Annotated in this window: 19 protein-coding genes; 7 read left to right on the top strand and 12 right to left on the bottom strand. The window is 70.0% G+C overall.

All coding sequences use genetic code 11. From position 1 onward, the window contains the following. Positions 1 to 8: 8 nt before the first annotated feature. The 8 genes from KUM49_RS33810 to KUM49_RS33775 all read right to left on the bottom strand — a co-directional run bounded on the left by KUM49_RS33810 (position 9) and on the right by KUM49_RS33775 (position 15,392). Positions 9 to 905 carry a beta-glucosidase gene (locus KUM49_RS33810; RefSeq protein ID WP_217240786.1) on the bottom strand — a complete coding sequence of 299 codons (897 nt, stop codon included), beginning with the start codon at positions 903 to 905 and terminating at the stop codon, positions 9 to 11. Beyond that, positions 902 to 1,846 carry a hypothetical protein gene (locus tag KUM49_RS33805; protein ID WP_217240848.1) on the bottom strand — a complete coding sequence of 315 codons (945 nt, stop codon included), beginning with the start codon at positions 1,844 to 1,846 and terminating at the stop codon, positions 902 to 904. The genes KUM49_RS33810 and KUM49_RS33805 overlap by 4 nt, the downstream gene beginning before the upstream one ends. A 5-nt stretch (positions 1,847 to 1,851) precedes the next feature. Beyond that, positions 1,852 to 3,300: an alpha-L-fucosidase gene (locus KUM49_RS33800; protein ID WP_217240785.1), complete on the bottom strand. Its 1,449-nt coding sequence runs from the start codon at positions 3,298 to 3,300 to the stop codon at positions 1,852 to 1,854. Between the two features lie 11 nt (positions 3,301 to 3,311). After that, on the bottom strand, positions 3,312 to 5,474 hold the full coding sequence (locus tag KUM49_RS33795; protein ID WP_217240784.1) for a GDSL-type esterase/lipase family protein: 2,163 nt from the start codon (positions 5,472 to 5,474) through the stop codon (positions 3,312 to 3,314). Between the two features lie 9 nt (positions 5,475 to 5,483). Next, a complete protein-coding gene (locus KUM49_RS33790; RefSeq protein WP_217240783.1) occupies positions 5,484 to 6,746 on the bottom strand; it encodes an SGNH/GDSL hydrolase family protein in 1,263 nt (420 codons plus the stop codon). Further along, complete coding sequence (locus KUM49_RS33785) at positions 6,746 to 10,414, bottom strand: beta-galactosidase (RefSeq protein WP_217240782.1); 3,669 nt, start codon at positions 10,412 to 10,414, stop codon at positions 6,746 to 6,748. Before KUM49_RS33785 ends, KUM49_RS33790 begins: the two co-directional genes overlap by 1 nt. Further along, entirely contained in the window at positions 10,411 to 12,285 is a 1,875-nt protein-coding gene (locus KUM49_RS33780; RefSeq protein WP_217240781.1) for a DUF4091 domain-containing protein, read from the bottom strand. Before KUM49_RS33780 ends, KUM49_RS33785 begins: the two co-directional genes overlap by 4 nt. Positions 12,286 to 12,410: 125 nt before the next feature. Beyond that, positions 12,411 to 15,392 (bottom strand): TIM-barrel domain-containing protein, encoded by a 2,982-nt coding sequence (locus KUM49_RS33775; RefSeq protein WP_217240780.1) that lies wholly within the window; start codon positions 15,390 to 15,392, stop codon positions 12,411 to 12,413. Positions 15,393 to 15,918: 526 nt separating this feature from the next. On the opposite strand from KUM49_RS33775, the gene KUM49_RS33770 reads away from it, so the two are divergent. From KUM49_RS33770 to KUM49_RS33760, 3 genes are read left to right on the top strand one after another with little or no spacing between them, the layout of a single operon-like run. Next, the gene (locus KUM49_RS33770) at positions 15,919 to 17,169 is read left to right on the top strand and encodes an extracellular solute-binding protein (protein ID WP_217240779.1); all 1,251 of its coding nucleotides are present in this window, start codon (positions 15,919 to 15,921) and stop codon (positions 17,167 to 17,169) included. 4 nt (positions 17,170 to 17,173) lie between these two features. Next, positions 17,174 to 18,151: a carbohydrate ABC transporter permease gene (locus KUM49_RS33765; protein ID WP_217240778.1), complete on the top strand. Its 978-nt coding sequence runs from the start codon at positions 17,174 to 17,176 to the stop codon at positions 18,149 to 18,151. Further along, the gene (locus KUM49_RS33760) at positions 18,151 to 19,053 is read left to right on the top strand and encodes a carbohydrate ABC transporter permease (protein ID WP_254402201.1); all 903 of its coding nucleotides are present in this window, start codon (positions 18,151 to 18,153) and stop codon (positions 19,051 to 19,053) included. The genes KUM49_RS33765 and KUM49_RS33760 overlap by 1 nt, the downstream gene beginning before the upstream one ends. A 24-nt stretch (positions 19,054 to 19,077) precedes the next feature. On the opposite strand, the gene KUM49_RS33755 is transcribed toward KUM49_RS33760, so the two are convergent. Further along, positions 19,078 to 19,866, bottom strand: a complete 789-nt coding sequence (locus KUM49_RS33755; protein WP_217240777.1) for a DeoR/GlpR family DNA-binding transcription regulator — start codon at positions 19,864 to 19,866, stop codon at positions 19,078 to 19,080. 474 nt (positions 19,867 to 20,340) lie between these two features. Here KUM49_RS33755 and KUM49_RS33750 point away from each other — a divergent pair, with 474 nt between their 5' ends. Continuing rightward, positions 20,341 to 21,504, top strand: coding sequence for an MFS transporter (locus tag KUM49_RS33750; protein WP_217240776.1), 1,164 nt, complete (start codon positions 20,341 to 20,343; stop codon positions 21,502 to 21,504). 100 nt (positions 21,505 to 21,604) lie between these two features. Beyond that, positions 21,605 to 22,339, top strand: coding sequence for a maleylpyruvate isomerase family mycothiol-dependent enzyme (locus KUM49_RS33745; protein ID WP_217240775.1), 735 nt, complete (start codon positions 21,605 to 21,607; stop codon positions 22,337 to 22,339). A gap of 13 nt (positions 22,340 to 22,352) precedes the next feature. On the opposite strand, the gene KUM49_RS33740 is transcribed toward KUM49_RS33745, so the two are convergent. Then, positions 22,353 to 22,745: a MarR family winged helix-turn-helix transcriptional regulator gene (locus KUM49_RS33740; protein ID WP_217240774.1), complete on the bottom strand. Its 393-nt coding sequence runs from the start codon at positions 22,743 to 22,745 to the stop codon at positions 22,353 to 22,355. Positions 22,746 to 22,830: 85 nt separating this feature from the next. On the opposite strand from KUM49_RS33740, the gene KUM49_RS33735 reads away from it, so the two are divergent. Both KUM49_RS33735 and KUM49_RS33730 read left to right on the top strand, forming a co-directional pair. Further along, positions 22,831 to 24,309 (top strand): MFS transporter, encoded by a 1,479-nt coding sequence (locus KUM49_RS33735; RefSeq protein ID WP_217240773.1) that lies wholly within the window; start codon positions 22,831 to 22,833, stop codon positions 24,307 to 24,309. 298 nt (positions 24,310 to 24,607) lie between these two features. Continuing rightward, a complete protein-coding gene (locus tag KUM49_RS33730) occupies positions 24,608 to 24,895 on the top strand; it encodes a DUF6332 family protein (protein WP_217240846.1) in 288 nt (95 codons plus the stop codon). Here the strand turns inward: KUM49_RS33730 and KUM49_RS33725 are convergent. Together KUM49_RS33725 and KUM49_RS33720 are read right to left on the bottom strand one after the other, a co-directional pair. Then, positions 24,856 to 25,521 carry a response regulator transcription factor gene (locus KUM49_RS33725; protein ID WP_217240772.1) on the bottom strand — a complete coding sequence of 222 codons (666 nt, stop codon included), beginning with the start codon at positions 25,519 to 25,521 and terminating at the stop codon, positions 24,856 to 24,858. The genes KUM49_RS33730 and KUM49_RS33725 overlap by 40 nt on opposite strands. Next, positions 25,518 to 26,750 (bottom strand): sensor histidine kinase, encoded by a 1,233-nt coding sequence (locus KUM49_RS33720; RefSeq protein WP_217240771.1) that lies wholly within the window; start codon positions 26,748 to 26,750, stop codon positions 25,518 to 25,520. Before KUM49_RS33720 ends, KUM49_RS33725 begins: the two co-directional genes overlap by 4 nt. Positions 26,751 to 26,953 lie beyond the last annotated feature (203 nt).

Raw genomic sequence — 26,953 nt, 5'->3', positions numbered from 1 at the left:
TTCTCGGATCAGGCGACGGTCATCGCGAAGATGTGCAGAGCGGGACCACCGCTCGGCAGGCCGTCGCTGACCTTCGGCAGCACGACGGAGTGCAGTTCCTTGTCCTCCAGGTCGACGCCGAAGGTGTAGATGCTGACCGGGTTGTTGTCCTGGCCCGAGGGGGTGTTGCGGTACGGCAGGACCACCGCGGCCGCGGGGTTCGCCCAGTACCAGTCGGGGACCTCGACGGAGAAGTCCTGCTCCGTACCGTCGGCGTACACGACCTTTCCGGACCCCTTGCCGTCGCCCCAGGTGCAGGTGCCGAGGAAGGCCAGCCGCGAGCCGGTGCCGGACAGCCGTACGGTCTGCCCCGAGGACACGACGTTGTCCTTGGCCCCGGGCTCGGTGTCCGGGCAGGTGAAGGCCGTCCCGCCGTAGGTGACCGAGGCTCCGGGACTCAGTCCGGCCGATGCCAGCGCCTGGGCGGACAGGCTGGAACGGGAGCCGTCGATGTCGGCGGTGGTGGTGGCGTCGTCGGAGGAGATGCCGGCGTTGTCGAAGGCACCGGCCAGCGACCTGTACGGCAGTCGCAGCCGCGAAGTGGCGCGAGCGCAGTCGGACCCGTCCTCGTGCACGTCGAAGAGCGCGTGCGCGACGAGCGGGACCACACCCTCGGCGGCGTCGGAGAGCCGGGTCTGCCAGGTGCGGGTCACCGACTTGCCGGGCACCACCTTGCCGAGGACGAAAGACGCCTGGCCGGAACCGTCCACGGAGAAGTACAGCACCGTGCCGCGCAGCGTGATCCGTGTGGTGTTGGTGAGCTCGGCCGTCAGTGTCACCGCCTGACCGGGCTCGGGAGCGGACGGCTCGATGGTGATCGAGACGGGCGGGGTGAGGAAGTCCTCGTCGGAGCGGTAGGGACTCATGCTTCCTCCACCGTGAAGTGGTCGAAGACCGCCTGGACGGTCGTGCCGGGGTAGTTGAGGTTGACCGCGCCGGCGACGACGCCGGCGTCCATGGCGCCGCTCGCCGAGGGGACGTTCGCGCTCGCGACCTCGGTCCAGGAAAGGCCGTTGTTGACGCTGGAGTACGCGGTGCAGGTGGTGCCGTCGCGGACCAGGCGCAGCCAGGCGGGGTGGGTGGAACCTCCGCCACCGGCCCAGGTGTCGAGCCGTCCGTCGCCGTCGCTGTCGGTCATGAACTCCAGGCCGAACGACTTCGACATGGTGAGGACGGCGTAGCCGCCCTCCTCCGGGGCGGTGAGGTCGTTGGCGACGGCGATGCCGTACTTGGCGGTGGGGTTGTCGCTGCCGGTGAGGCTGACCGTCTTGACCTGCACCACGCTCGACCCGGCGGCGGAGCCGGGAAGGAGGATGCCCCCCTTCTCGTCGGTGCCGCCGGAGAAGTCGCGGCCGCCCGCCCAGATCACCAACTGGCTGCCGTACTGGCCGAACCCGGCGTCGTCGGTGGTGGCGAACGTCCGGTACGGGTCCCGCACCTCATTGGGCTCGTAGGGCACGGTGAACGTCTTCGCGGACCGCGCGCAGTCGCTGCTGTGCCCGTCGACGTCGAAGACCACGTGCGCGGTGAACGACACGTTCCCGGCCACGTCGGCCGGCATGGCCGTCTCCCAGCGCCGGGTGGTCTTCGCGCCGTGCCGCAGGTCGCCGAGCGGGATGGTCTTCGCCGCCGTGGTGGCACCCGGATTGATCAGGTGGAGCACGGCGTTGCGGAGCGGGAAGGGGCAGTCGTTGGTGAGGACCGCGGTGGCGGTGACCGTGTCACCGCCGGCCGGCTCGGCGGGTTCCGTGGTGACGCTGAGCGTGGGCCCCAGGGTGTCGAACCGGGTGCCGTCGGAGATTCCCATGCCGGTCACCGGGCCCAGTCGACGGTGAAGACGTTGGCGATGTCGCTGGGCAGGGAGGACGGGACGGTGATGTTGATCTTTCCGTCACGGCGGGTCCACCGCAGACTGCCGCTCGTGCCGAGCAGCCGGATCCTGGACGTGGCACTGATGGGGATGTCGCCGGGCACGGAGAGGGTGCCGCTGGGCGCGCCCAGCACGATGATGTTGAACTTGCCCGGGGAGACGGTGTAGCGGATGCCGAGCGAGCCGCCTTCCTCCTCCGCCCGCACCCAGGGCGTCGACCTGTAGATCGCCGGGCCGTTGACCTTCAGCCAGGCACCGATGTCGCGCAGCCGCTCCTGCATGATCTCGGGGATCGTGCCGTCCGGCCTGGGACCGATGTTGAGCAGCAGGTTGCCGTTCTTGCTGACCACGTCGGCGAGCAGCTGGATCAGGAACTCGGAGGTCTTGTAGTCCTCGTCCGGCTCGTGCTTGTTGTAGCCCCAGGAGTAGCCCATGGTGATGCAGCACTCCCACTTCTGGGGATCCATCGTGGGGTTGGTGCGCTGCTCGTACGTCGCGAAGTCGAAGTGGGTGTCGAACCGGTCGTTGATCACGACACCCTTGGGGTACTTACGGTTCTTGGCCTGGTTGTAGTAGTGGGCCAGGGGTTCTTCGCTGCGCCACGGCGGGTTGCCGGTGGGCCGGAACCACTGTCCGTCCGCCCACAGCAGCTCCGGGTCGTAGCGGTCGATGATCTCGTAGAGCTGCTTGAGCTCGTAGTCGCCTATGTAGTCCTCGACCGGCTTGTAGCCGGTCATCGGGATTTCCTCGTCGGTGTAGAAGTTGCGCATCGGCCGGCCGATCGCCGGGTTGAAGTACTCGCCGAGCGAGTAGTAAAGGCCTGGCCGCACGGTGCCGCGCTTGCGGGCCGCGGTCATCAGCTCACCGACGAGGTCGCGCTTCGGGCCGTACGCCACGGAGTGACGGTCCGTCACCTTGCTGGGGTAGAGGGCGAATCCGTCGTGGTGCTTGCTGGTCAGCGCGAAGTACTCGGCACCCGCCTGCTCGAACAGCTTCACCCAGGCGTCGGGATCGTACTTCTCGGCCTTGAACTGCGGGATGAAGTCGTCGTAGACGAAGTCCTGGCCGTAGGTGTCGCGGTGGTACCGCCACTCGGCGGTGTCCTTGAAGCTCTGGTACCACAGGTACCACTCGGCGGCGATGCGCCGTCCGGAGCCGGCGGGCACCGAGTAGACGCCCCAGTGGACGAAGATGCCGAACTTGGCGTCCTTGTACCAGCGCGGCACGGGATGGGTGTCGAGGGACGCCTTGGTGGGCTGGTAGTCCGGGATGCCCGGGGCCCCGGACACGGCGCCCTGCGCGAGCGCCTGGGCGGTGCCGGGCGGGGCGAGGAGCACCGCGCCGCCGAGGGCGGCCGCCGTGGTCATGAAGTGTCTGCGGTCGACTGCCATGGATGTGCCTCTCACTCGTGCGTGGAGAAGGAGTCGAAGATCGCTGTCGTGGTCTGGCCGGGGTAGTTGAGGTTGACGGCGCTCGCGACCATCCCGGCGTCGCCGGTGCCGCTCGCGGACGGCACGGTGGCGGTGGCGACCTGCTGCCAGGCGGTGCCGTCTGAGCTGGCGTACGCGGTGTAGGCGGTGCCGTCGCGGACGAGCTTCAGCCAGGCGGGGTGGTACGAACTGCCGCCGCCGGCCCAGGTGTCGAGCCTTCCGTCGCCGTCGCTGTCGGTCAGGAACTCCAGGCCGAACTGCGCGGACATGGTGAGCACCGCGTAGCCGCCCGCCTCCGGTGCCGTGAGGTCGTTGGCCACCGCGATCCCCGCCTTGGCGGACGGGCCGCTGCCGGTCTGACCGGTGACCCGGGCGGTCACCATGCCGGACGGTGGCGCGGCGTCGGCGAGGTAGACCGCCGCCTTCTCGTCCTTCCAGCCGGAGAGGTCCTGGCCGCCCGCCCAGATGGCGAACTGGTCGCCGTTCTGCGCGTATTGGGGCTGTTCGGTGGTGGTGGCGGTCGTCAGGTACGGCGCCCGCACCTCGGAGGGCGCGGGGGTCACCGTGGCGTCCACGCTGTCGGAGTCATGGCGTGTGCGGCCGTCCTGGACGAAGGACGTGCGTACGCCGATCTCGTGGGTGCCCCAGACCGCGTCGGTGGCGGGGGTCACCGTCCAGGTGAGGGGGGCGCTGTCGCCCGGGGCGAGGGAGCGGATCCGCGTGCTGCCGGCCGGTTCGGCGGACCAGCCGTCGGGGAGATCGAGACGAGTGCTGACCTGGGTGACCTTCGTGGTGCCGGTGTTGGTGACGGTCGACGTGATCTGAGTTCCGTCGCCGCCGGCCTGCAGGCTCGGCCGGTAGGGGGTGAGCCGGACGCGGGCCGACGGGCAGTCGCGGGCCGCCCCGAGGGTCGTGAGGTCGACGGCGTCGGCGAACGCCTTCATCCCGGTGTCGTTGGGGTGCAGATGGTCACCGGAGTCGAACGCGGCGCCGTAGCGGGTGGGGTCGTCCGGGTCCCGTACGGCCTTGTCGAAGTCGGCGTAGTCGTCGAAGACACCGCCGGAGTCGCGCACGAACGCGTTGACCTTCTGCCGGTCGGCCTCCTTCGCCTCGGTCCACCAGTCGCCCCAGCCGCGATACGGCACGACGGTCGCGCCGATCAGGCGCAGCCCGCGGGCGTGGACCCGGCGCGAGATCTCCTTCATGCCGTCGATCACCTGGTCGCCGGTGGCGCCGCCCCAGCTGAGGTCGTTGACGCCCTCGAACAGGATCACGGTCCGGGCGCCCGGCTGTGACAGTACGTCGCGTTCCAGCCGGTCCAGCGCCGACGGGTTGCCGTCGACACCGGCCGTGATCCGGTTGCCGCTGATGCCCTCGTTCAGCACTCCGGCGGTGGACGAGCAGGCCGCAAGGCGTCCCGCCAGATAGTCGGGCCAGCGCCGGTTGGCGTTCGCCGTGGAGGACGCGCCGTCGGTGATGGAGTCGCCGAGCGCCACGACGGAGCCCGCCGTGTCACCGCCCCTTACGTCGACGCCGGTCAGGAAGGGGAAGGTCGAGTCGGTCCTGGTGAAAGCGGTCCCTTCGGCGTCCCCGGCGTGGTCGCCGCCGCCGTCGGGCGTCCAGTAGACGGTCTGCAGGCCCATCCAGTGCTGGCTGATGTGGGTGAGCCGGCCGGGGAAGTACAGGCTGACGACCAGGTCGCTCCGGGCCGGCACGGGGATCCTGACGGCATCGCTCACCGCCTGCTCCCCGGCGGGAATCGTCACCTCGTCCTTGCCGCCGAACCGCAGCTCGTACGGCTTCGCGACGGCGGAACCGCCGTCCCGGCGCCCGACGGTCGCGTGGCCGATGGTCACCGGCTCGGTGGTGAAGGCGTTGGTCAGGCGGATGCGTACGCTCGACCCGCCGGCGCTCACCCGCACCGGTATCCGCACCGTCACCTCCGAGGTGCCCGGGTCGTACGAGGCGTGCTGGGCGGTCGCCCAAGTCCCCGTCCACTGCCCGGGCTGGGTCTCGGCCGCTGCCGGGGTCGCCGGGAGCATGGCTGCCAGGGTGGCCGCCAGGGCTGTGGCCAGGGCCGCGAGTCTTCGGTGCCCCCGCACGTGTCCGCGCAGGTGTTCAAGCGGTCCAGACATGGGTCCTCCTCAGGAACACGCGCGGCCGAGGCCGAGTTCGGCGAGGTCGATGGAGTCGGCGAAGGCCTTCATGCCGGCGTCGTTGGGATGCAGATGGTCACCGGAGTCGAACGCGGCGCCCAGCAGCCACAGGTCCGCCGGGTCCCGTACCGCCTTGTCGAAGTCGGCGTAGTCGTCGAAGGTCCCGCCGGAGTCCCGGACGAACGCGTTGACCTGCTGTCGCCGCGCTTCCGTCTCCTCGCTCCAACCGCCCCAGGTGAAGTCCTTGTACGGGGTGATGGTGGCGGCGACGACCCGCATCCCGCGCCGGTGCGCCCGGTCGGCGATCTGCGTCATCCCGGCGATGATCTGCTCGGCGGTTGCCCCGCCGAGGTCGTTGATGCCCTCGAAGAGGATCAGGGTCTTCGCCCCCGGCTGGGAGAGCACATCCCGTTCGAGGCGGTCCAGGGCGGAGGGGTTGGTCGGGGTACCGGTGGTGATGCGGTTGCTGGTGATGCCCGCGTTGAGCACCCCGGCGCCGGGCCGGCAGGCGTTCAGCCGGGCGGAGAGCAGGTCGGGCCAGCGCTGGTTGGTGTCGGGCGTCGAGAAGGACCCGTCGGTGATCGAGTCGCCGAGCGCCACCACCGACCCGGTCCTCGGCGCGGTCACGTCGACGCCGCTGAGGAAGGGCCAGCTCGTGGTGGTCCAGGTGTAGGCGTCACCGGCGGTGTCGGCTGCGTGGTCGCCCGCCCCGTAGTCCGTCCAGTACACGGTCTGCTGCGCCCACCAGTGGTCGGTGATGTGCGTGACCTGCCCGGGCAGATGCAGACTGACCACCAGGTCGGTCAGAGGCGGCACGGCCAGGCGGACCGGATCGCTGACCGCCTCGCCGCCCGCCGGGATGGTGACCTCGCGCTTTCCGCCGAACCGCACGTCGTACGGGCGCTCCACGGCGGAACCGCCGTCACGCAGGCCCACCGTCGCGTGTCCGATCGTGATCGGGTCGGTGGCGTAGGCGTTGGCCAGGCGGATGCGTACGGAGGAGCCGCCGACGCTGGTGTGCACCGGCATCCGTACCGTCACCTCGGACATCCCCGAGACCTCGAAGTGCTCGCTGGCCGCCGTCGCCCAGGTCCCCGTCCAGCCGCGCCCGTCGCCCTGCTGACCGGCCTCGACGGGCGCCGCCGTCCCGGCCACGACGGCCGAGACCGCCAGAAGAAGAGCCGCGAGCCTGCCGCGTATCGCCCGCAGGTGCCGCCCCTTGCCGTGGGCGGTCCGTCTCACCGAGGACATCAGGCACCGCCTCCGCAGGTGAGCTTGGCGTCGGCCCAGTCGGCGTGGTCGGTGGAGACATCGCCGTCCCCGTCGACCAGCAGGTCCAGCCAGCGGGCGCCGGTCACGTCCACGTCGACCGCGGCGCCGCCGTCGGAGCCGTAGCGCACCGGGCTGTCGAAGAGGGAGCGGCCGTCGGCGATCACCTCGAAGGAGACGCTGCCGTTGTCGCCGACCTCGTCGTCCACCCCGGCGGTCGCGGTGAAGCGTGTGCAGCCGCCGCCGAGATAGACCCGGACCTGGCTGTTCGCGTGGACGCCGAGCCCCTTGGCGTAGGTGGTGCCGCCGATGCTCAGGGGACGGCCGTCACCCGCCGCGTTCTCCCCGTTGGAGGCGTCCTTCTCCACCGGACCCCAGCCGTTGACCGCCTTGACCAGGGTCAGGTCGCTCACATGGGCGTCGGCGGACAGCCCGGACGGTGGCACCTGCACGGCCCGTACACCGGTGACGGTGCCCGGACGGCCGGGCTGGGTGAGCTTGGCGGTCGCCGACAGGACGGCGTAGTGGACCGGGTCGGCGGGCGGGGTGACGGTGTAGTCCGCGGTCACCGTGTCGCCGGGCCGGAGCCGGGCGAAACGGATGGTGGCGTCGGTGGTCGCGGTCCAGCCGTCCGGGACCTTCAGCGCCAGCTCGACGTTCCGGGCGGCCGGTGCGTCCTTCGGCACGGTGACGCTGACGGGCACCTTGGCGGCGGTGCCGGTGCTCAGGAACGGCTCGGCGTCGACGGTGACACGGGCACCCGACTCCGGCATGGCGTACGTCCTGGCGTCGTACGAGGGTGCGGCCACTGTGCCGATCTTGATCCCGCCCGCCGTGGCGCCGAGGTCGACGAGCTTGGCGGAACCCGGTCCCGCTCCGGCCTCGGTGGACCACACGGCCAGGGCGATGGTGTTGCTGCCCTGCTCGCGCAGGATGCCCTTCGGGATGACGAACCGTGTCTGGGGTCCGGTGTCCGGGAGATAGCGGCCGATCAGCCAGCCGTTGACGAAGATCTGCGCCCGGTAGCCGGTGCCGCCGCCTTCCGCCTCGGCGAGATCGAGTGCGACCGCGTTGTCCTGGCGCTGCGGCAGGTCGAGCCGGGCGGAGGTGCGGTACCAGCGCACTCCGGTCCCGGTCTTCGCGCTCTGCCCGGCGAGCGTGGCGTTCTTCCAGCTGCCGTCGGGGTAACCGGCCAGGGACCAGCCGGCCCGCTCCCCGTACAGCCCGCCGTTGTTGTACGGGCCCCGGGCGGTGTCCGCGGGGTCCTCGCCGCCCCGGCTGCCCTGGATCTTCCAGGTGACGGTGGAGGCCCCGCCGACCACCTCGGCACCGAGCAGACCGCGCGGCTCCTTGGAGTAGTCGTGGCCCCATTCCTCGTTGTGGCCCGCGTTCTCCACGAGGACGGACAGGACGTTGTCTGCGCTGTCTGCGCTGTCTGCGCTGTCTGCGCTGTCCTTCAGCGTGCCCGCCGGGATGTCGAAGGTGTGCGTGCCGTCTCCGGAGGAGCCGAGGTGGCGGCCGTTGAGCCAGACCGCGTACTGACCGGTCGGGCCGGTGTTGGCGTTCAGCGCGAGCCCGGTCGCCTGGCCCGTGGTCTTGAACCGGCCGCGGTACCAGACGTTGCCGTGGTGGTAGCCGTACTCGTCCATCGCGAGGACCGGGAGCGATCCGGCCAGCTCCGGGTTGTTGGCGGTGAGGCGGTCGGCGGCGGTCCAGGAGGAGTCGTCGAAGCCCGGGGCGGACTCCGGTGCCTCCTCCTTGTACTTCCACGTCGTCAGCGCGGGCAGCTCGACCGGGCGCGGCGCCTGGGTGACGGCGGCCTTGCGGCCGTTCCAGGTCACCGTCTTGGCGTCCGCGATGACCTCGATCTTCGCGGCCTCGGTGGAGTCCCCGGTCAACTTCAGTGTGGTGCCGTCCAGTTCGGCGGTACGGACGAGGGACGGTCCGCGTACGAGAACCGGGCCCTTGGCTGTGTCCTGCTGCCACCAGTGGGCGGTCTCGGCGGTGTCGGCGATCAGCAGTTCCATGCCGTTGACCAGCACCCGGGCCAGGCCCTTGTGGGTGTAGTTCAGCCGCAGGTCGCCGCGTTCGGCGTCCCAGGTGGTGGTGACCTCGCCGTCGAGGACGGTGACCTGCGGCCGCTCGGCGTACCGCAGGACGGTCTCGCCGGCCTCGCCCTCACGCCCGTGGAGCAGCGCCACTTCACGGCCGCCGATCCCGGCGTGCGTCATGATCTCCGAGGTGGAGTAGACGAGCCGCTGGGTGTCGCTCAGGTCGTAGCCCGCGACCAGGAGTTTGGCGTCCCGGCCGTCGACGGTGATCGTGCCCTGCTGCGGCACACGCGGATAGTCGCCGTCGGCGCCCTTCAGGGACAGGGTCGTCTCGTCCTTGTCCTTCACGCGGGTGTCGGCGTGCCGGACGGTGAAGAACTGGGTGCCGTCGTCGGGGTTGACGCGACGGTCGATGCGCAGTGCCTCATCGGAAGGAGTGGGTGCCTCGGCCTTGTCGGTGCGCGCCAGTGAGGTGACGGAGTTGACCATGTAGCCCAGGCGTTTGAACTCCTGGTATTTGTCCGTCAGTTGGCGGGACTCGTTGATCGGGGCCCCGTAGTCGTACGACGTGTAGACCGCGTTCGGGTCGGCGAGCCAGCCCCAGTTGGTGCCGCCGTACGTCATGTAGAAGGACTGGCCGCTCACCCCGGCGGCGATGTTCATCTTGCTGAACACCCGGGTGAAGTCGGTGCCGGTGAGCTTCGCGCAGTCCTGGTACCCGGTGCCGCCCCAGGGGTCGAAGGCGCCGCCCTGAGCCTCCGGGATGATCAGTGGGGACTCGGGCTTCCACTCGTTGACGTACGAGTAGTCGGGCAGGTTCCTCCAGGCGTCGGGGTCCTTGCAGTCGAAGCCCTGCGGGTAGGCGTCGAAGCCGTAGATGTCCGGGGCGCCCTTGCCGCTGACCCAGTTCTGGTTGGCGCCGCCGTCGTTGACGAAGGTCGGGACGTCGATGCCGTCCTCGCGCGCCCAGTCGATGAGGGTCTGCATGTAGTCGGCGTCCTCGCGACCGCCCTGGTACTCGTTCTCGACCTGATAGAGGATCACGTTGCCCGTGCCGCGCGTCAGTTGGTGCCGCGCGATGATCGGGTTGATCCGGCTCATCCACTCCCGGGCCGCCTCCATGTACTCCGGCTCGGAGGTGCGGTTCACGCCGGGCTGTGTCTTCCGCCAGGCGGGCATGCCGCCGCCGGAGACCTCGGCGTTGATGTACGGGCCCGGTCGGGCTATCACGTACAACCCCGCGCGCTCGGCCTCGTCGAGCAGTCGCTCCACGTCACGGATGCCGGTGAAGTCGTACTGGCCCGGCTTGGCCGAGTGGTAGCCCCAGTCGAAGTAGAGCGAGACCGCGTTGAAACCGCCCGCCTTGATCTTCTGGAGCACATCGCGCCATGCGTCGGGGCTGGGCAGCCGGAAGTAGTGGAACTCGGCGCCCCAGAGGTACAGGGGTTTGCCGTCGACCTTGACGGCGTACTGGTCGTAGGTGACGGTGTGCGGGGCCTGGGCCTGCGCCTCGGCCGGTGCCGCGGCGGCACCTGTGCCGGTCAGGGGCATGACACTCAGTGCCGCGGCGAGCAGCAGGGATTTCCACTTCGCTCTCATGAGGTCAGCCCCTTCACGACCGCCGTCCGGGCGGTCTCGATGTCGTTGACGTCCTTCGTCCGGCCGTCGAGGTCGCGGGTCGCTGTGGTGAGGGCCTCGGTCAGGGCGTCGCTGTCGGTGCCGCCGTCCTTCTTCCGCAGTTGGGCGATGAGTTCGTAGTCCTCGATGCCCTCCTTCAGCTGCTCCCAGCGGATGCTGGACATCGGGCCGTTCCTGCCCGGGTAGACCAGGTACTCGTCGCCCTGGGTGAAGATGTGCACGGGCTGCTTGAAGGGGTCGCTGGTCCAGCTGTTGTAGGACCAGCGCAGGAAGCCGTCCAGGTACCGCTGGGCGGAGATCCACGGCAGCATCCGCGACTCGACGGCGGGCGAGTACGACAGCGTGTTGGGGTGGGCCGGCGCACCGTACACGTAGAAGGTCGTGGTCTTGCCGGCCTTGCGCCGCTCCGCCACCTTCTCCTTCGTCATCGCGTCGATGCCGCCCCAGTCGACGGACAGGTTGGACGCGACGCCCTCCGTGCTGATCGACCCGGCCACGGAGATCCGGTCGTCGAAGACCGGCGCGACCTCGTGGACGAAGTCCTTGACGACCGTCATCGTGCTGATGGGCCGCTCGTCGAAGGACAGCCAGGTGTTCTCCAGCCAGCCCTTGGCCTTCAGATGCTTCTCGAAGGCGGGCAGGAACGTTCCCCACGCCTCCCGCCAGCGGTCGCCGCCCAGGCCGACGTTCTCGTAGACGGTCTTGCCGGTGCGGGTGTCGGTGTAGGTGAGGTGCTCCTGGTCCTGGAACGCCAGCATGGAGAAGGCACCGATGTCGGGCCCGAGCCCGGCACGTCGGGCGGTCTGGACGTACTTGTCCCAGCGGGCGAAGTCGAAGGAGAACGACGTACCGTTCCAGGCCCAGCCCACCATGCTGGTGTACGGCGTGGCGGTCTGCGACTCCCGGGTGCCGAGCGACCACTGGTGGTGCCAGGGGTTGTCGACGATGGTGGTGTTGACGACCTTCTGGCCGCGCGAGGCCAGGTCGCGGTTGTACGTCTCGATCAGCTTCCAGTGCTGGTCGGACCAGAGCTTGACGCCGTGGTTCTTGGCGACCGTCTCCGGCTGCGCCCACACGTCGAGGAAGAAGCCGTAGTCCTTCGGGTCCGGCACGCTCGCGTCCGCGACCTCTATGGTCAGCGGGTAGGTGGACTGGGTTCGGCCGTCGGCGTTGACCTTCACCGTGCCGGTGTAGGTGCCGGGCGTGGCCTTCTCGGGGATCTTGAAGGTGAACCACAGCGGCTGTGCCGCGTACGCGGGTACGTCCACGGAGGTTCGCTCCTCGAGCGCGTCGCCGACGACGTCGGGGTTGCGGTCGCCGGACACCTCCTTGCCGGAGCTGACCTGGTCGATGGTGGCGGACCAGTCGACCTCGCTCTTGGAGCGCTGTACGGGCACGTACTTGACGAACCGGACCTGCGTGTCGGCGCCGGACAGCTTGGCGCCGCCGGGTCCGGTGAGGTCGCCGACCACGGCCTTGACGTCGTCGAGGTCCTTGCCGGACGCGATCGCCAGCTGCGCCGAGACCTGCTCGTTGCGGACGGCGGAGAGCTTGAGCTCCTTGGTGTCCTTGCCCTGGATGGTGGTCATCGGGTAGCGCGGGACCCGCTCCTCCGCGGAGCCGGCGAAGGAGCCGGTGGGAACCCAGGTGATGGTGTCCCTGGTGCCCATGGCGTCGGCGACCTTGACGGTCAGCCAGGTGGTGGTGGCCTTGGAATTGAGGTCGGAGCCGGAGGTCGTATCCGTGGTGCCGGTGACGGCTATCGCGGTGGTGCTCGCGGCCACGACGACGCCCGCGACGAAGCCGGCGACAGCTGAGGACGTACGTGCCATGGGGGTGGGTTCCCTCTCTCATGGACGTGCAGGGAGTGGCCCGGTCCCCGGCAGGTCCCACGGGGGGTGGGCGGCCTGCCGGGAAAGCGGGGATGGTGCCGGTGGTGCCACTGGCACCTGTGACGTCAGGAGGTGACGGAGAATCCGCTGAAGACGGCTTCGATGTTTTCGCCGGGGTAGTTGACGTTGGCCGCGCTCGCGACCATCCCGGCGTCACCGGTACCGGCGGCCGACGGCACCTTGGCGGTGCCGACCTGCGACCAGGTCTCGCCGTCCTTGCTGGCGTACGCGGTGTAGGTGGCGCCGTCCCGGGTCAGTTTGAGATGCGCCGGGTGGTAGGTGGAGCCACCGCCCGCCCAGGTGTCGAGCTTGCCGTCGCCGTCGCTGTCGGTCATGAACTCCAGGCCGTAGCTCTGGGTCATGGCCAGCACCGCGTAACCGCCCTTCTCGGGTGCGGTCAGGTCGTTGGCGAGGGCGATGCCCGCCTTGCCGACCGGTGAGGCGCTGTTCTGGGAGACCAGCTGCGCCTGCACGGTGGCCTTCTCACCTGCCGCGTCGTCGCGGTAGATGACGCCCTTCTCGTCCTTCCAGCCGGACAGGTCCTGGCCGCCCGCCCAGATGGCGAACTGGTCGCCGGCCTGGGCGTATTGGGGGGCCTCGGAGGTCGTGTCGGCCGTCAGGTAAGGCTCCTGCACGCTGCCCGGGGCGGCCTTCACCTGCGCCGGCACGGTGTCGGACACCTTCTGCGAGCCGTTGGATCCGGTGTAGGTGGCCGTGCCGGTGAGGTCGTGGCTGCCCCAGCGGGCGTCGTCGGCCGGGGTCACCGTCCATCCGGTGGTGAGGGTGGCGCCGTTCCTGAGGGAGGCCGCGGTGGTCGGGCCGGTCGCCTCGGCGGTCCAGCCGTCGGGCAGGTCCAGTGCCGCCTTGGCGTTCCTGAGGGTCCCGGTGCTCCAGTTGGTCACATCGGTGGTCACCTCGAACGGCTTACCGGCGTCGGTGGCCGGGGCGTCCGGGGTGATCAGGACGGAGGCGGCCGGAGCGTCGTCGCGCTTGAGCGCCTTGACGGCCTTGTCGGCCCCCTTGGCCTTGAGGTTGACGAAGGCCGGCGTGACGCCGAGCGGCGCCGCGTACCCCTTGAGCGTCTTCGGGCCGCGGATCACGGTGCCCTGGTTGACGTCGTACCAGGTGCCCGGCGGCAGGTGGACGGAACGGGTGGCGCCGGTGCTCAGCTTGGGCGCGGCGAGCACGGCCGGGCCGAGCATCCACTCGTCGGTGACCGTGTAACTCGCCTCGTCCTTCGGGAAGTCGAAGAACAGCGGCCGCATGATCGGGTCGCCGGTCTTCAGGGTGCTCTGCACCTGGTCCCAGATGTACGGGGCGAGCTTCTCGTGGGTCTCGATCGCCTCCCGGTAGAGGTCGACCGTCTCCTGGTCGTAGTCCACCTTCTGCCCGGTGGTGGTGTCGTTGGTGTCCACCGGGGAGGTCGAGGCGTACATCAGCGGCATCAGCGAGGCGGATTGAGCCCACCGCACCAGTACGTCCTTCGTCGGTGCGGGCTGGCCGCCGGAGCCGCCGATCATGTCGGACTCGACGAACGGGTAGCCGATGGTGGAGATGGCGAGGTTCTGGGTGGCGGAGGCGCGCAGGGAGTCCCAGCCGGTGCCCTTGTCGACCTGGCGGGTGACGAAGCCGGCCTCGTGGGCCGTCCGGTTCCAGTGCACCCGGATGCCGGCGCCCTGGAGGTCGAACTCGTCGGCGAGTTCGGTGCCGAGCTTCTGGTAGTCGGTGGCCTGGTGGCCCCCGCGCGGCGCGCACTTCTCGTCGAAGAACCGGGTGTCGAACTTCAGCCCGTCGATGTCGTACGTGTCCATCAGCTTCTTGAGGTTGCCCTCGTACCAGGCCTTGGCGTCGGGGTTGGCCAGGTCGATGATCCCGGCCTGGCCGTTCCACCAGGTCACTTCACACGGCTTGCTGGTGTCCTTGGCGTCCATGAGCAGGTAGCCGTTGTCGACCGCGTACTGGTAGTTGTCGGAGTCCAGGTTGATCCACAGGGTGACCCAGATGCCGAAGTCGAAACCCATGTCGTGGATCTTCTTGGAGAGGCCCTTGGGATCGGGGAAGGTCTTGGGATCCCAGGTCAGGTTGCCGTAGTTCGACTCCCACTTGTCGTCGAGCTGGATGGTGTGCCCGTCCAGTCCGTTGTCGTGGAGGTCCGTGGCATAGTCGAGCAGCTTCTCCTGGTCGATCTTGGTGTAGAACTGCGCCCAGGAATTCCACAGCGGCTTGGCGTACTGCTCGTACGTGGCGTCGGACTTGGTCGGCTTGCCGACGATGCCGATGTAGTCGCGGTAGACCTCCAGCGGGGTCGACTCGACGAACACGGTGGCCTTGTAGGTGTCGGGCGACTCGACGGTGAAGGTGCCGAGACCGTCCTTGCCCTTGTTCAGCGCCACGTCCATGACGTGCCCGGTGTCGACATGGAGACCGGTCGACTTCGACGTGTACCAGAACGGGTCGATCATGTTGTACGAGGCCGGGCCGAAGGTCTCGTGGTCGACCTCGCCGGCGTCCAGCGGCCAGGGCTGGTTGACGCCGGGACCGCCCTGCGGGGTCTCCGCCTCGCCGTGGCCGTACCAGTGGCCGGCCGACGACAGGTCGTAGGCGAGGCCGAGTCGGTCGGGGCTGCCGCCCTCGACGTCCCAGTCCAGCCGGTAGCGGTCGGACTTGGGCGTGAGCCGGGCCTCGACGGTGGTGCCGTCGAGGGTGGTGTCGGCGGTGAGGGTGAGGACGCCGTCCTTCCACGTCCAGTCGGTGACCTCGGTGGCGTGCTCCCACTTCTCGTCGGAGCGGAAGCGGAGTCCTCCGGTGTCGCCGCCCGCGGTGCCGAGCACGGTCCTGCCGGAGCGCTCGGTGGTGAGGGCGAGTTCGTCGGTGGCGATGTCGACGGTGTAGCCGGGTGTGTTCCTGGTGCCCGGCACGGACACGGTGAGGCCGTCCGCGCTCCGGGTCACCTTCGGCCGGTGGGCGGTGTCCGCCTGGGCCTCCGTGGTGAGGGGTCCGGTGACGGACGGTACGAGCGTCAGGGTCAGCGCGGCGGCCAACAGCATTGCGGACCTACGGGTTTTGCGCCGTCTGAGCGGTTGGTTGCGCACTCACGACCTCCTGCGGGGCGGGACGTTGCTTCGCGGGGCAGCACGGCAAGATCATGCTCATTTCTGCTCATGTTCTGGCCAGAAACGTCAGCTGTCAACATTCACTTCCATGATTTCTCGGCAGTATCACGGGCCACTGTCGACCCTGGTGACAGTCGCCTTCCCGGGTCCGCGCCCTGCTCAGGGAGGGATCGAACTCCGGGAAAACGGCTGTAAATTCTGTGTGAACCACGCCCGAATCGGGCACTTACGGCTCCTCTGGCCGGTCCGCCCGACGGACGCCCGGCGCCTCGCGCTCCTCCCGGAGCCGCCTTCCGGGCAAGCGAGGCGCGACCGCTCCGCCGGGGTCCGGCGTAACGCAGCGGCAACCGTTCTCCCCTTGACACCGCCTGCAACCTGTTGGGCATGATGGTGATTAATGCTTGAAGTAAGCCAGTTTCGAGCAGAAACAATCACCAGCTTGCAACGAAGGTGGTACCCCGTGAAACGGCACCTCATCGGCATCTCGGCAGGTGTGACCCTCGCCCTGGTCCTCAGCGGCTGCGGCAAGGGAGGTTCGGCCGGCGGCGACGACTCCGACGGGAAGACGATCAGATTCGTGGCCGCCAAGTACGACGACGACACCCAGCCCTACTGGGACAACCTCATCAAGACCTTCGAGGCCGAGAACCCCGGCTACCAGGTCGAGTTGGAGGTCGTCGACTGGGAGCAGCTGGACTCGAAGGTCAAGACGTACATCCAGACCGGGCAGCAACCCGACGTCCTCAACTACAACAAGTTCTCCGACTTCGCCCGCGACGACCTGATCCACCAGGCCAAGGACGTCGTGTCGCCGAAGGTGCTCGACGACTTCCTGCCGCTCTTCGCCGACCAGGCGCAGTACCAAGGTGTCCAGTACGGCCTGCCGTTCATCTCCAGCGCGCGGCTCTTCTTCTACAACAAGGACATCTTCGACAAGGCCAACATCTCTGAGCCGCCGTCCAGTTGGGCCGGTGTCGAGGACGCCGCCAAGAAGATCAAGGCGGCCGGGGACATCCCGCTGGGCCTGCCGCTCGGCGCGGAGGAGGCCCAGGCGGAGTTCTACATCTGGGCGATGAACAACGGCGGCGGCTGGACCGACACGTCGGGTAAGTGGACGGTGGACCAGCAGGCCAACGTCGAGACACTGGACTTCCTGCGCAAGCTCACCAAGGCCGGGCTGACACAGCCCAACCCCGAGGCCACCAACCGCAAGGACGTCTTCAACCAGTTCGCGCAGGGCAAGATCGGCATGATCAACGGCGCCGTCTTCATGCGCAAGGGCTTCATCGACACGGTCGACAAGAAGCTGAACTACGGTGTCGCGCCCCTGCCGAGCAAGGACGGCACGAGGCACAACACGCTCGGTGTCCAGGACTACCTGGTGGCCTTCAAGAAGGACGAGAGCAAGAACCGCGAGGCGGTCAACAAGTTCCTCGACTTCTTCTACCAGAAGGAGAACGCCTCGAAGTTCCTGTCCACCGAGGGGTTCCTGTCGGTCACCAAGTCGGCTGGTGACGCACTGAGTTCGGACTCCTCCTACTACAAGCCGTTCGTCGACGCACTGTCGGGCGCGCGGTTCGCCCCCACCGACAACCCCAACTGGTCGGCCGTCGAGGGCGCCGTGAAGCAGCGCATCGGCACCGCCGTGTCCGGCGCCGCACCCAAGAAGGTCCTGGGCGAGATCCAGGAGACCGCCGAGAAGGACGGCTGACGGAGTGGCCGTACAGGACGTCACCCCGCACACCGCCGGGGCCGAGGACGGACAGGGACAGCCGTCGGCGGCACCGGCACCCGGTTCCCGCCAGGCCCACAACGGTCGCCGCCTGCGGGCACTCGAACCGCTGCTGTGGATCGGCCCCGCGCTCGCGCTGATCCTGGCCGTGGTCATCTGGCCCGTCGTCGAGATGGCCCGAACGTCCCTGATGGACATCAGCTCCACCGGACTGACCCGCGGTTTCGCGGGGGGCGCCAACTACGCCGAACTGTTCGCCGAGCCGGACCTGCCGGGCGTGGTGCTGCGCACCCTGGTCTGGGTGGTGGGCGTCGTCACGGTCACCATCCTCGTCTCGCTCGCACTGGCGCAGTTGCTCAACTCGCGTTTCCCCGGGCGCCGGCTGGTCCGCTGGGCGCTGATCGTGCCGTGGGCGGCATCGGTCCTGATGACGGCGCTCACCTGGCGCTGGATGCTGAACAACTTCTACGGCGTCGTCAACCGCGTGCTGATGGACGTGGGAATCCTGGACAAACCGGTGAACTGGCTGGCCCACCCGGTCCAGGCGTTCGCCTGGATGATGGCCGTGGCCGTCTTCGTCTCGCTGCCGTTCACGGCGTTCGTCATCCTCTCCGGACTGGGGACCATCCCGGCCGAGGTGTACGAGGCGGCCCGTCTGGACGGCGCGGGACCGGCCCGCACCTATCTCTCCGTCACGCTGCCGCTGCTGCGCCCGTCCCTGCTGGTCGCCGCCATCATCAACGTCATCAACGTGTTCAACTCCTTCCCGGTCATCTGGGCCATGACCCGCGGCGGTCCCGGCTTCGCCACCGACACGACCACCACGTATATGTACAAGCTCGCGTTCGACAACCAGGCCGTCGGCGAGTCGGCGGCCATGGCCGTCGTGAACTTCGCGCTGATCCTGCTGGTCGTGCTGGTCTACCTGCGCGTCGTCCGCGGGCGAGAGGAGATCGGCTGATGTCCGCCGTCACGGCCCGAGCCACCAAGGCCCCCACCCCGACGACCCCTCCCGCCAAGGTCCGGCGGCGGCGCCCGCCCCGGCTTCGCACCGTCATGCTCACCGCGGTGGGCTGGCTGGTGGCCCTGTTCTTCCTGGCGCCGTACCTGCAGATGCTGTTGACGGCCCTGAAGCCGACGCCGGAACTGATGAAGTCACCGCCGTCCTATCTGCCACAGCACTGGGAGTGGTCGAACTTCGCCGACGTCTGGTCGCTGACGGATCCGCCGGTCTCCGACGCGCTGCTGTTCTCGCTGTACGTCGCCGGGATGTCCACGCTCCTCGCCCTCGCCGTGGGACTGCCCGCCGCCTACTACACCGCCCGCCACCGGTTCCGCGGGCGCGGCGCGTTCCTGCTACTGGTGCTGGTCACCCAGATGTTCGCGCCGACCGCACTGCTGGTGGGCATCTACCGGGAGATGGTCAGCCTCGATCTGACCGACACCGCGGAGGGGTTGATCCTGGTCAACGCGGCGTTCAACCTGCCGTTCTGCATCTGGATCCTCAACGCGTACTTCGCGAGCATCCCCAAGGAGCTGGAGGAGGCGGCGTACATGGACGGGGCCGGCCGGCTGGGCGCGCTGGTCAGGGTCACCCTGCCGCTGGCGCTGCCCGGAGTGGTGACCGCGCTCGTCTACACGTTCATCGGGGCCTGGAACGAGTACGTCGTCGCCCTCACCATCACCTCGTCCGGCGACCGGACGACGCTGACCAAGGCCATCCCCGGATTCGTCACGGCCTACCAGGAGCAGTGGCAGTACCTCTTCGCCACCTCGCTGATCGCGATCGTGCCGGTCGTCGTCCTGTTCGTCTTCGTGGAGCGCTATCTGATCAGCGGCCTGACGGCCGGCGGCATCAAGTGACCTGAGGGCGACGCGCGAAGGCGCTCAGGCCCGGACGATCTCAACCCCCGCCGCGGCGAAGGGCTCGGTCAGCTCCGGGCCCGCCGCCTTGTCGGTGACCAGAACATGGACGTCCTCCACCGGGCAGATCCGGGCGAAGGCCCGCCGGCCCAGCTTGGTGGAGTCCGCGACCACGATCACCTGCTCGGCGCGGCGGGCCAACGCCCAGTTGATTCCGGCCTCGCCCTCGTCCTGGGCCGTGGCCCCGTGCCGGACGTCGATCGCGTCGACGCCGATGAAGACGTGGTCGAGGGTGATCTGCGCGAGCATCTCGGTGCCGAGCGGTCCGGTGAGCTCGTACGAGGCCGGGCGGGCCACTCCCCCGGTGACGACGAGCTTCACATGGCGGCGCACGACCAACTCGTTGGCGATGTTCAGCGCGTTGGTGACGACCGTCAGCGAGGGCCCCGAGCCCTCCGTGCTCAGCTCCGGCCGGATGGCCAGTGCCCGGGCGACCGCGGTGGTCGTGGTGCCGCCGTTCAGACCCACCACGGCACCCGCCCTCACCAGGCCCGCCGCCGCACTGGCGATCCGCTCCTTCTCCGGAGCGTTGCGCGCCGCCCTGTAGCGGAGCGGCAGGTCGTAGGCGATGGTGTTGATCACGGCGCCGCCGTGGGTACGGGTGACCATCTGCTGGCGCGCCAGCTCGTCCAGATCCCGTCGGATCGTCGCAGCGGAGACGTGCAGTGCTTCCGCGGCGGCCTCGACCTCGATCCGCCCGTCGCGCGTCAAGATGTCCAGCAAGGCGCTCCATCTGTTCTGCGGTGCCGCCATGCGTCGTCCCCTGTCCGTGGTGTGCGGACCCGTGAAAGCACGAGCCGTGTCCGGTTCTCTGCAAGCCGCTGCTTGTTCGAGCAGCTTAGAGGGGGTGAAAACCGGTGCTTCTGCCCACCGTCGTCCCGGCCCGCGAGGGCAGGCGGCTCCCCGATCCTGGGCGGAGGCTGCTCGTGGCGGGGCGGCGTCCGTGCGGGCCCGCGTCGCGGACGGGGCGCCGCTACGGCCGTGCCGACGGCCGCCTTTCCGGACGCGGAGCGGCTCCGGCTCCGGCTGCGGCTGCGGGTGCGGGTGCGGGTGCGACTGAGGGCACGGCTCCGGCCTCGGACACTGCTCCGGCACCCCGTCCACGCTCCGGCTCCCGGCTCCCGCCTGGCACCTCCCGCGGTCGCCGCACCGCTCCTTGCTCTCTCCCGGGCACCCACCTAGCCTGATTTTGTGCCGCAAATAAACAAAGCCCGAACGCACAGCGCCGTGCCGGGTCACACCCTCACCCGGCTCCGCGTCGTCCTCACCGCCTTCTTCGCCCTCGACGGCTTCGTCTTCGCCGGCTGGGTCGTCCGCATCCCCGCCATCAAGGACCAGACCGACGCCTCCGCCAGCACCCTCGGCCTCGCTCTCCTCGGCGTCTCCGCCGGCGCGGTCATCACGATGATCCTCACCGGTCGCCTCTGCCGCCGCCACGGCAACCACCGCGTCACCGTCGTCTGCGCCGTCCTGCTCTCCCTGAGCGTCGCGCTGCCTCCGCTCACCCACTCCGCGGCCGCGCTCGCCGCCGTCCTGCTGGTGTTCGGCGCGGCGTACGGCGGGATCAACGTGGCTTTCAACAGCGCGGCCGTCGACCTGGTGGCCGCCCTGCGGCGCCCCATCATGCCCAGCTTCCACGCCGCCTTCAGCCTCGGCGGCATGATCGGCGCGGGCCTGGGCGGACTGGTCGCCGGCCACCTCTCCCCCACCGAGCATCTGCTCGGCCTGACCGTCGTGGGCCTGCTGGTGACCGCCGCGGCCGGCCCCACGCTGCTGCGCATCGATCCTCCGGCGCCCCCTGAGCCAGAGCGGCGGGAGCAGCCTGGCCGGGGCCGCCTCGACGGCCGTAACCGCAAACTGGTGGTGGTCTTCGGCCTGATCGCGCTGTGCACCGCGTACGGCGAGGGCGCCCTGGCCGACTGGGGCACCCTGCACCTGCAACAGGACCTCGACGCGTCCCCCGGTGTCGCGGCCGCGGGGTACGCGTGTTTCGCGCTCGCGATGACCGTCGGCCGGCTGACCGGCAGCACCCTCCTCCAGCGCCTCGGCCGGACGCCGACCGTGGTCGCGGGCGGTGCCACCGCGGCCGTGGGCATGGTGCTCGGCTCACTAGCCCCGCACGTGTGGCTGGTGCTCCTGGGCTTCGCCGTCGCCGGACTCGGTCTCGCCAACATCTTCCCGGTCGCCGTGGAACGCGCCGGCGCCCTGGCCGGGCCCACCGGTGTCGCCGTCGCCTCCACCCTCGGCTACGGCGGCATGCTCCTCGGCCCGCCCGCCATCGGGTTCATGGCCGACTGGTTCTCCCTGCCGATCGCCCTCACCAGCGTCGCCGGGCTGGCGGCGGTCGCCGCGGTGATCGGATTCGTCATCCGCCGGGCGGCGGTGGACTGACACGTGTCCGCTGCCCGGCCCGGTCGCTTCAACGACGGGCCACGCCTGCCGCTCGTACATCCTTCTCTCGGAACGCACTCCATCCGGCACACTCACCTGCATGGAGACTGCCGAGTTCACTGCGATCCTTGACCGAGAGGGCCGGCTGCTGGCCGCCGCCGCCGAGGAGGCCGGCACCGGTGCCAAGGTGCCGACCTGCCCGGGGTGGCTGGTGACGGACCTGCTGCTGCACACGGGCGTGGTGCATCGCTGGGCGACGGCGTTCGTCGCCGAGGGACACACCTCGTACCACCCCATGGGAGAGCTGCCCGACCTCGACGACGCCGAACTGCTGGCCTGGTTCCGGGAGGGCCACGAGCGGCTCGTCGACACCCTGCGCTCCGCCTCGCCCGACCTCCGGTGCTGGCACTTCCTGCCCGCGCCCTCGCCACTGGCGTTCTGGGCCCGGCGGCAGGCGCACGAGACGGCCGTGCACCGGATCGACGCCGAGTCGGCCAGGGGCGGCACCCCGGGCGAGATCGCCGGCGGCTTCGCGGTGGACGGCATCGACGAGTTGCTGCTCGGGTTCCACGCCCGCGCCAAGAGCAGGGTGCGCACCGAGGAACCCCGGGTGCTGCGGGTGCGGGCGACGGACATCGACGGCGCGCTGTGGACCGTACGACTGACTCAGGAGCCGCCGGCGGCGGAGCGGGGCGACACCGGGGAGGCCGACTGCGAAGTGGCCGGACCCGCCGCGCAGTTGTACCTGTCGTTGTGGAACCGGCTGCCGTTCCCGGCCGTGTCCGGGGACGCCTCGGTCGCCGAACTGTGGCGGGAGACGTCCGCCATCGGGTGAAGCCGAGCGCGGCTCAGCCGGAGGCGAGCATCCTCGTCAGTACCGCGCGCTGCAGGGGCAGCACGTCGCCGTGGAGCGCGCGGCCCTTCGACGTGAGGGCCACACGGACGCCACGCCGGTCCTCCTCGCACATCCCGCGTTCGACGAGGCCGTCCTTCTCCAGCCGGGCGACCAGCCGGGACAGCGCGCTCTGGCTGAGGTGGACGCGCTCGGAGATCTCCTGGACGCGGTAGGAACAGACGCCGTCCGCGCGCTGTTCGGACAGGACGTCGAGCACCTCGAAGTCGCTGCCGCACAGGCCGTGTTGGTGCAGTGCGCGGTCGAGTTCGCACTGGGTGCGCGCATGCAGCGCCAGGATGTCCCGCCACTGGTCCGCGAGCGTCCGCTCGGCCTTCTTCGCCGCCATGAGCGCACCGTAGCAGAGGAACAAGTTTGTTGCATCGGAATTAAATGCACTTACATTCAATGCATACGCATGTAGTGTCTCCGGCATGACCTCTCCGCTCACCACTCCCACGTCCGAAGGGCGTTGGACGCCCCGGCTGTGGGGCACTCTGCTGGTCCTGTGCGCCGCGATGTTCCTGGACGCGCTGGACGTGTCGATGGTCGGCGTCGCCCTGCCCTCCATCGGCGCCGACCTCGGCCTGTCCACCTCGACACTGCAATGGATCGTCAGCGGCTACATCCTGGGCTACGGCGGCCTGCTGCTCCTCGGCGGACGGGCCGCCGATCTGCTGGGCCGGCGCCAGGTCTTCCTGATCGCCCTGGGCGTCTTCGCCGTCGCCTCACTGCTCGGCGGCCTCGTCGACTCGGGCCCGCTGCTGATCGCCAGCCGCTTCATCAAGGGCCTGAGCGCGGCCTTCACCGCTCCCGCCGGCCTGTCGATCATCACCACGACGTTCCCGCAGGGCCCGCTGCGCAACCGCGCCCTCTCCATCTACACCACCTGCGCCGCCACCGGCTTCTCGATGGGACTGGTGCTGTCCGGCCTGCTCACCGAGGCCAGTTGGCGCCTCACCATGCTGCTGCCCGCCCCCATCGCCCTGATCGCCCTGGCCGCCGGTCTGAAACTGCTGCCGCGCAGCGCCCGGGAGAAGGACCACAACGGCTACGACATCCCCGGCGCCGTCCTCGGCACCGCCTCGATGCTGCTGCTGGTCTTCACCGTCGTACAGGCCCCGGAGGCCGGCTGGACCTCGGCCCGCACGCTGCTGTCCTTCCTCGCCGTCGCCGTCCTGCTCACGGTGTTCGTCCTGGTCGAGCGGCGCTCGGCAGGACCGCTGATCCGGCTCGGCGTGCTGCGTTCCGGCACCCAGATCCGCGCCCAGCTCGGCGCGATGGCGTTCTTCGGCTCGTACGTCGGCTTCCAGTTCCTGGTGACGCTTTACATGCAGTCCCTGCTCGGCTGGTCGGCACTGCACACCGCGCTCGCCTTCCTGCCCGCGGGCGCGCTGGTGGCGCTGTCCTCGACGAAGGTCGGCTCGATCGTCGACCGCTACGGCACCCAGCGGCTGATCGCCATCGGCTTCGCGCTGATGGTCGTCGGGTACGCGCTGTTCCTGCGGGTCGACCTCGACCCGGTGTACGCGGCGGTCATCCTGCCGTCGATGCTGCTCATCGGCGCCGCCTGCGCACTGGTCTTCCCGTCCCTCAACATCCAGGCCACCAACGGTGTCGAGGACCACGAGCAGGGCATGGTCTCCGGACTGCTCAACACCTCCGTGCAGGTCGGCGGCGCGATCTTCCTGGCCGTCGTCACGGCCGTGGTGACCGCGGGTGCGCCCGAGAACGCCACCCCGCAGGCCGTCCTGGACAGCTACCGGCCCGGACTGGTCGTGGTGACCGTCGTCGCGGCGGCCGGCCTCCTGATCACACTCACCGGCCTGCGGCCGACGCGCCGCACGCAGCCGTCGGTCGTGGTCGCCCAGTCCACTGTGAAGGAGACGGAGCGCGTCACCGTACGCGACTAGGGCCTGTCCGGCGGATCAAGTCGCAGGACATCCGCGGCGCCTCATCGCGCAGGTGAGCGGGGCCTGGTGCGTCGAGCTGCAAGGCGGAGGAGAGCGTCGACGCCATGGGGGTCCCCCCCCCGCTCGAGCGAAGTCGAGAGTGGAGGAGTCGGCAACCGACGACAACCCCGCAGCTCGGCGTGCCAGGCCCCGCGTCTGCGGCATGATCCGCCGGACAGGACCTACGGGAACGTCGCCGATGCCTGTGCCCGGCGGGGTCTGCTTGCCCCGCCGGGCACACGGCTGTGAGACTTCCATGGTGGAGACGTACGGGGGCCGGCGCGGTCAGACCGAGCGGGACGCGATCACCGTCGAGATCGGGTACGCGCTGTTCAGCGCGGCGCTCGCGGCGGCGGTCGTCTTCGGGGCGGTCGCGGGTCCGGCGTTGTTGTTCGAACTGCCGTCCACCGTGGAGCTCCTGCTGCTCAGCACCGCCATGGTGCTCGCGCCCGTCCTCTTCCTCGCCCGGGTCATCAGCGTGCTGGTCCGGTTCCGGCCGGGGCGGCCTCAGCCCAGCCAGCCCGGCCGCACCAGCCCGGACTCGTAGGCCAGGACGACGAGTTGGGCCCGGTCGCGGGCTCCCAGCTTGACCATCGTGCGGCTGACATGGGTCTTCGCGGTGAGCGGGCTGACGACCAGGCGGCGGGCGATCTCGTCGTTGGACAGGCCGATGCCGACCAGGGCCATCACCTCCCGTTCCCGCTCGGTGAGGTGGACGAGGGCGTCGGCGGCCGCCGGTTCCTTGGAGCGGGCGGCGAACTCGGCGATCAGGCGGCGGGTCACGCCCGGCGAGAGCAGTGCGTCGCCCCCGACCACGGACCGTACGGCGCGCAGAAGTTCCTCCGGCTCGGTGTCCTTGACCAGGAAGCCGGAGGCGCCCGAGCGGATCGCCTCGAAGACGTACTCGTCGAGTTCGAAGGTGGTGAGCATGACCACCTTGACCTGGCTCAGCGCCGCGTCCCCGGTGATGCGCCGGGTCGCGACGAGGCCGTCCAGCAGCGGCATGCGGATGTCCATCAGGACGATGTCGGGGCGCAGTTCGCGCACCCTTAGCAGCGCTTCCTCCCCGTCGGCGGCCTCTCCGGTCACCTCGATGTCCGGCTGTGCGTCGAGCAGCGCCCGGAAACCGGCCCGCACCAGTGACTGGTCGTCGGCGAGCAGTACGCGGATCACCGGTCGTCCTCCTCGGTCTTCACCTTCGACGGCAGCAGGGCCAGCACCCGGAACCCGCCGTCGGCTCGCGGGCCCGCCTCGATCGTGCCACCCAGCGCGGCGGCCCGTTCCCGCATTCCGGCCAGACCGTTGCCGCTGCCGCCCGCGCCGGCGCCGGCGGCGGGTCCGTCGTCGTCGATACGCAGCCGCAGCGCCCCGCCGTCGTGATCGAGCCGCACGCGCGCGTGCCGGGAACCGGAGTGCCGTACGACGTTGGTCAGGGCCTCCTGGACGATCCGGAACGCGGCGAGGTCCGTGCCGGGGGCGAGCCGCGGCGGGTTTCCCTCGACCTCGACGGTGAGGCCCGCGTCCGCCGCCTGTTCCACCAGTTCGGGCAGCCGGTCGAGGCCGGGCGCCGGTGCGCGCGGCGCGTCCCCCGGGGTGCGCAGCGTGTCGAGCACCTGGCGTACCTCGCCCAGCGCCTCCTTGCTCGCGGACTTGATGGTGGTGAGGGCCGTGCGCGCCTGCTCCGGGTCCGTGTCGAGGAGCGCGAGGCCGACGCCCGCCTGCACGTTGATGACCGAGATGCTGTGCGCGAGGACGTCGTGCAGCTCACGGGCGATCCGCAGCCTTTCCTCGTCGGCGCGCCGCCGCGCCGCCTGCGCGCGCTCGGCCCGCTCGCGGGCCCACTGCTCGCGTCGGGTGCGGGCGAGCTCCGACACCGCGAGGATCATCACCATCCAGGTGGCGACCACGACCTCCTGCCCCCAGGACGCGGCGGAGTCCCCGGCCGGCGGCAGCCACCGGTACAGCCAGTGGGCGACCAGCACATGCCCGGCCCAGAGCACCGCCAGAGCCGCCCAGGCGGACCGGCGGTGCCCCGTGACGACGGCGTTGAAGCAGGCCAGTGCGACCGCCAGGAAGACCGGCCCGTACGGGTAGCCCGCGCCCAGGTAGAGCATGGCGGCCGTCGCCGTGCCGAACACGACGAGCACCGGATGCCGCCACCGCCACAGCAGCAGGCCCGACCCCAGGACCAGCAGGACGCGCGCGAAGGGGTCGAGGGGGGCCCGCTCGCCGGGCTGGGTGGCCGCGTAGTCCGACCCGACGAGTACGAACACGGTGAACAGCGCGGTGGACCGCCACGGCCACCGGGGGCCCCGCTCCTCCTCGTCCCCGCGGTGCGGCCACGGCGGCCCGTGCCGCCACCACTGCGGCGGGCCGCTCCCGCGTACGCGCTCCACGTCCATGACCGCCACGCTAGACGCCGGGACGGTCGGCGGCGTCAGCCGAGCGCGGTGATCACGCGTACTCCCCGTGAAGTACGCCGGCCGCGGGCCGCGCCCTTAGGGGTCCTTTCACTATGCCCGTCCGGGTCGCGCGGCCTGGCACCGCACCTCGCCGCGTTGCCGAAACGCCCACGTGGCTCCTCCCTCACGCTCGAACAACCTCG

Origin of the sequence: Streptomyces sp. AC555_RSS877 (assembly GCF_019049245.1) — a bacterium.
Lineage (GTDB): Bacteria > Actinomycetota > Actinomycetes > Streptomycetales > Streptomycetaceae > Streptomyces.
This window is presented reverse-complemented; position numbering and strand designations above follow the sequence as displayed.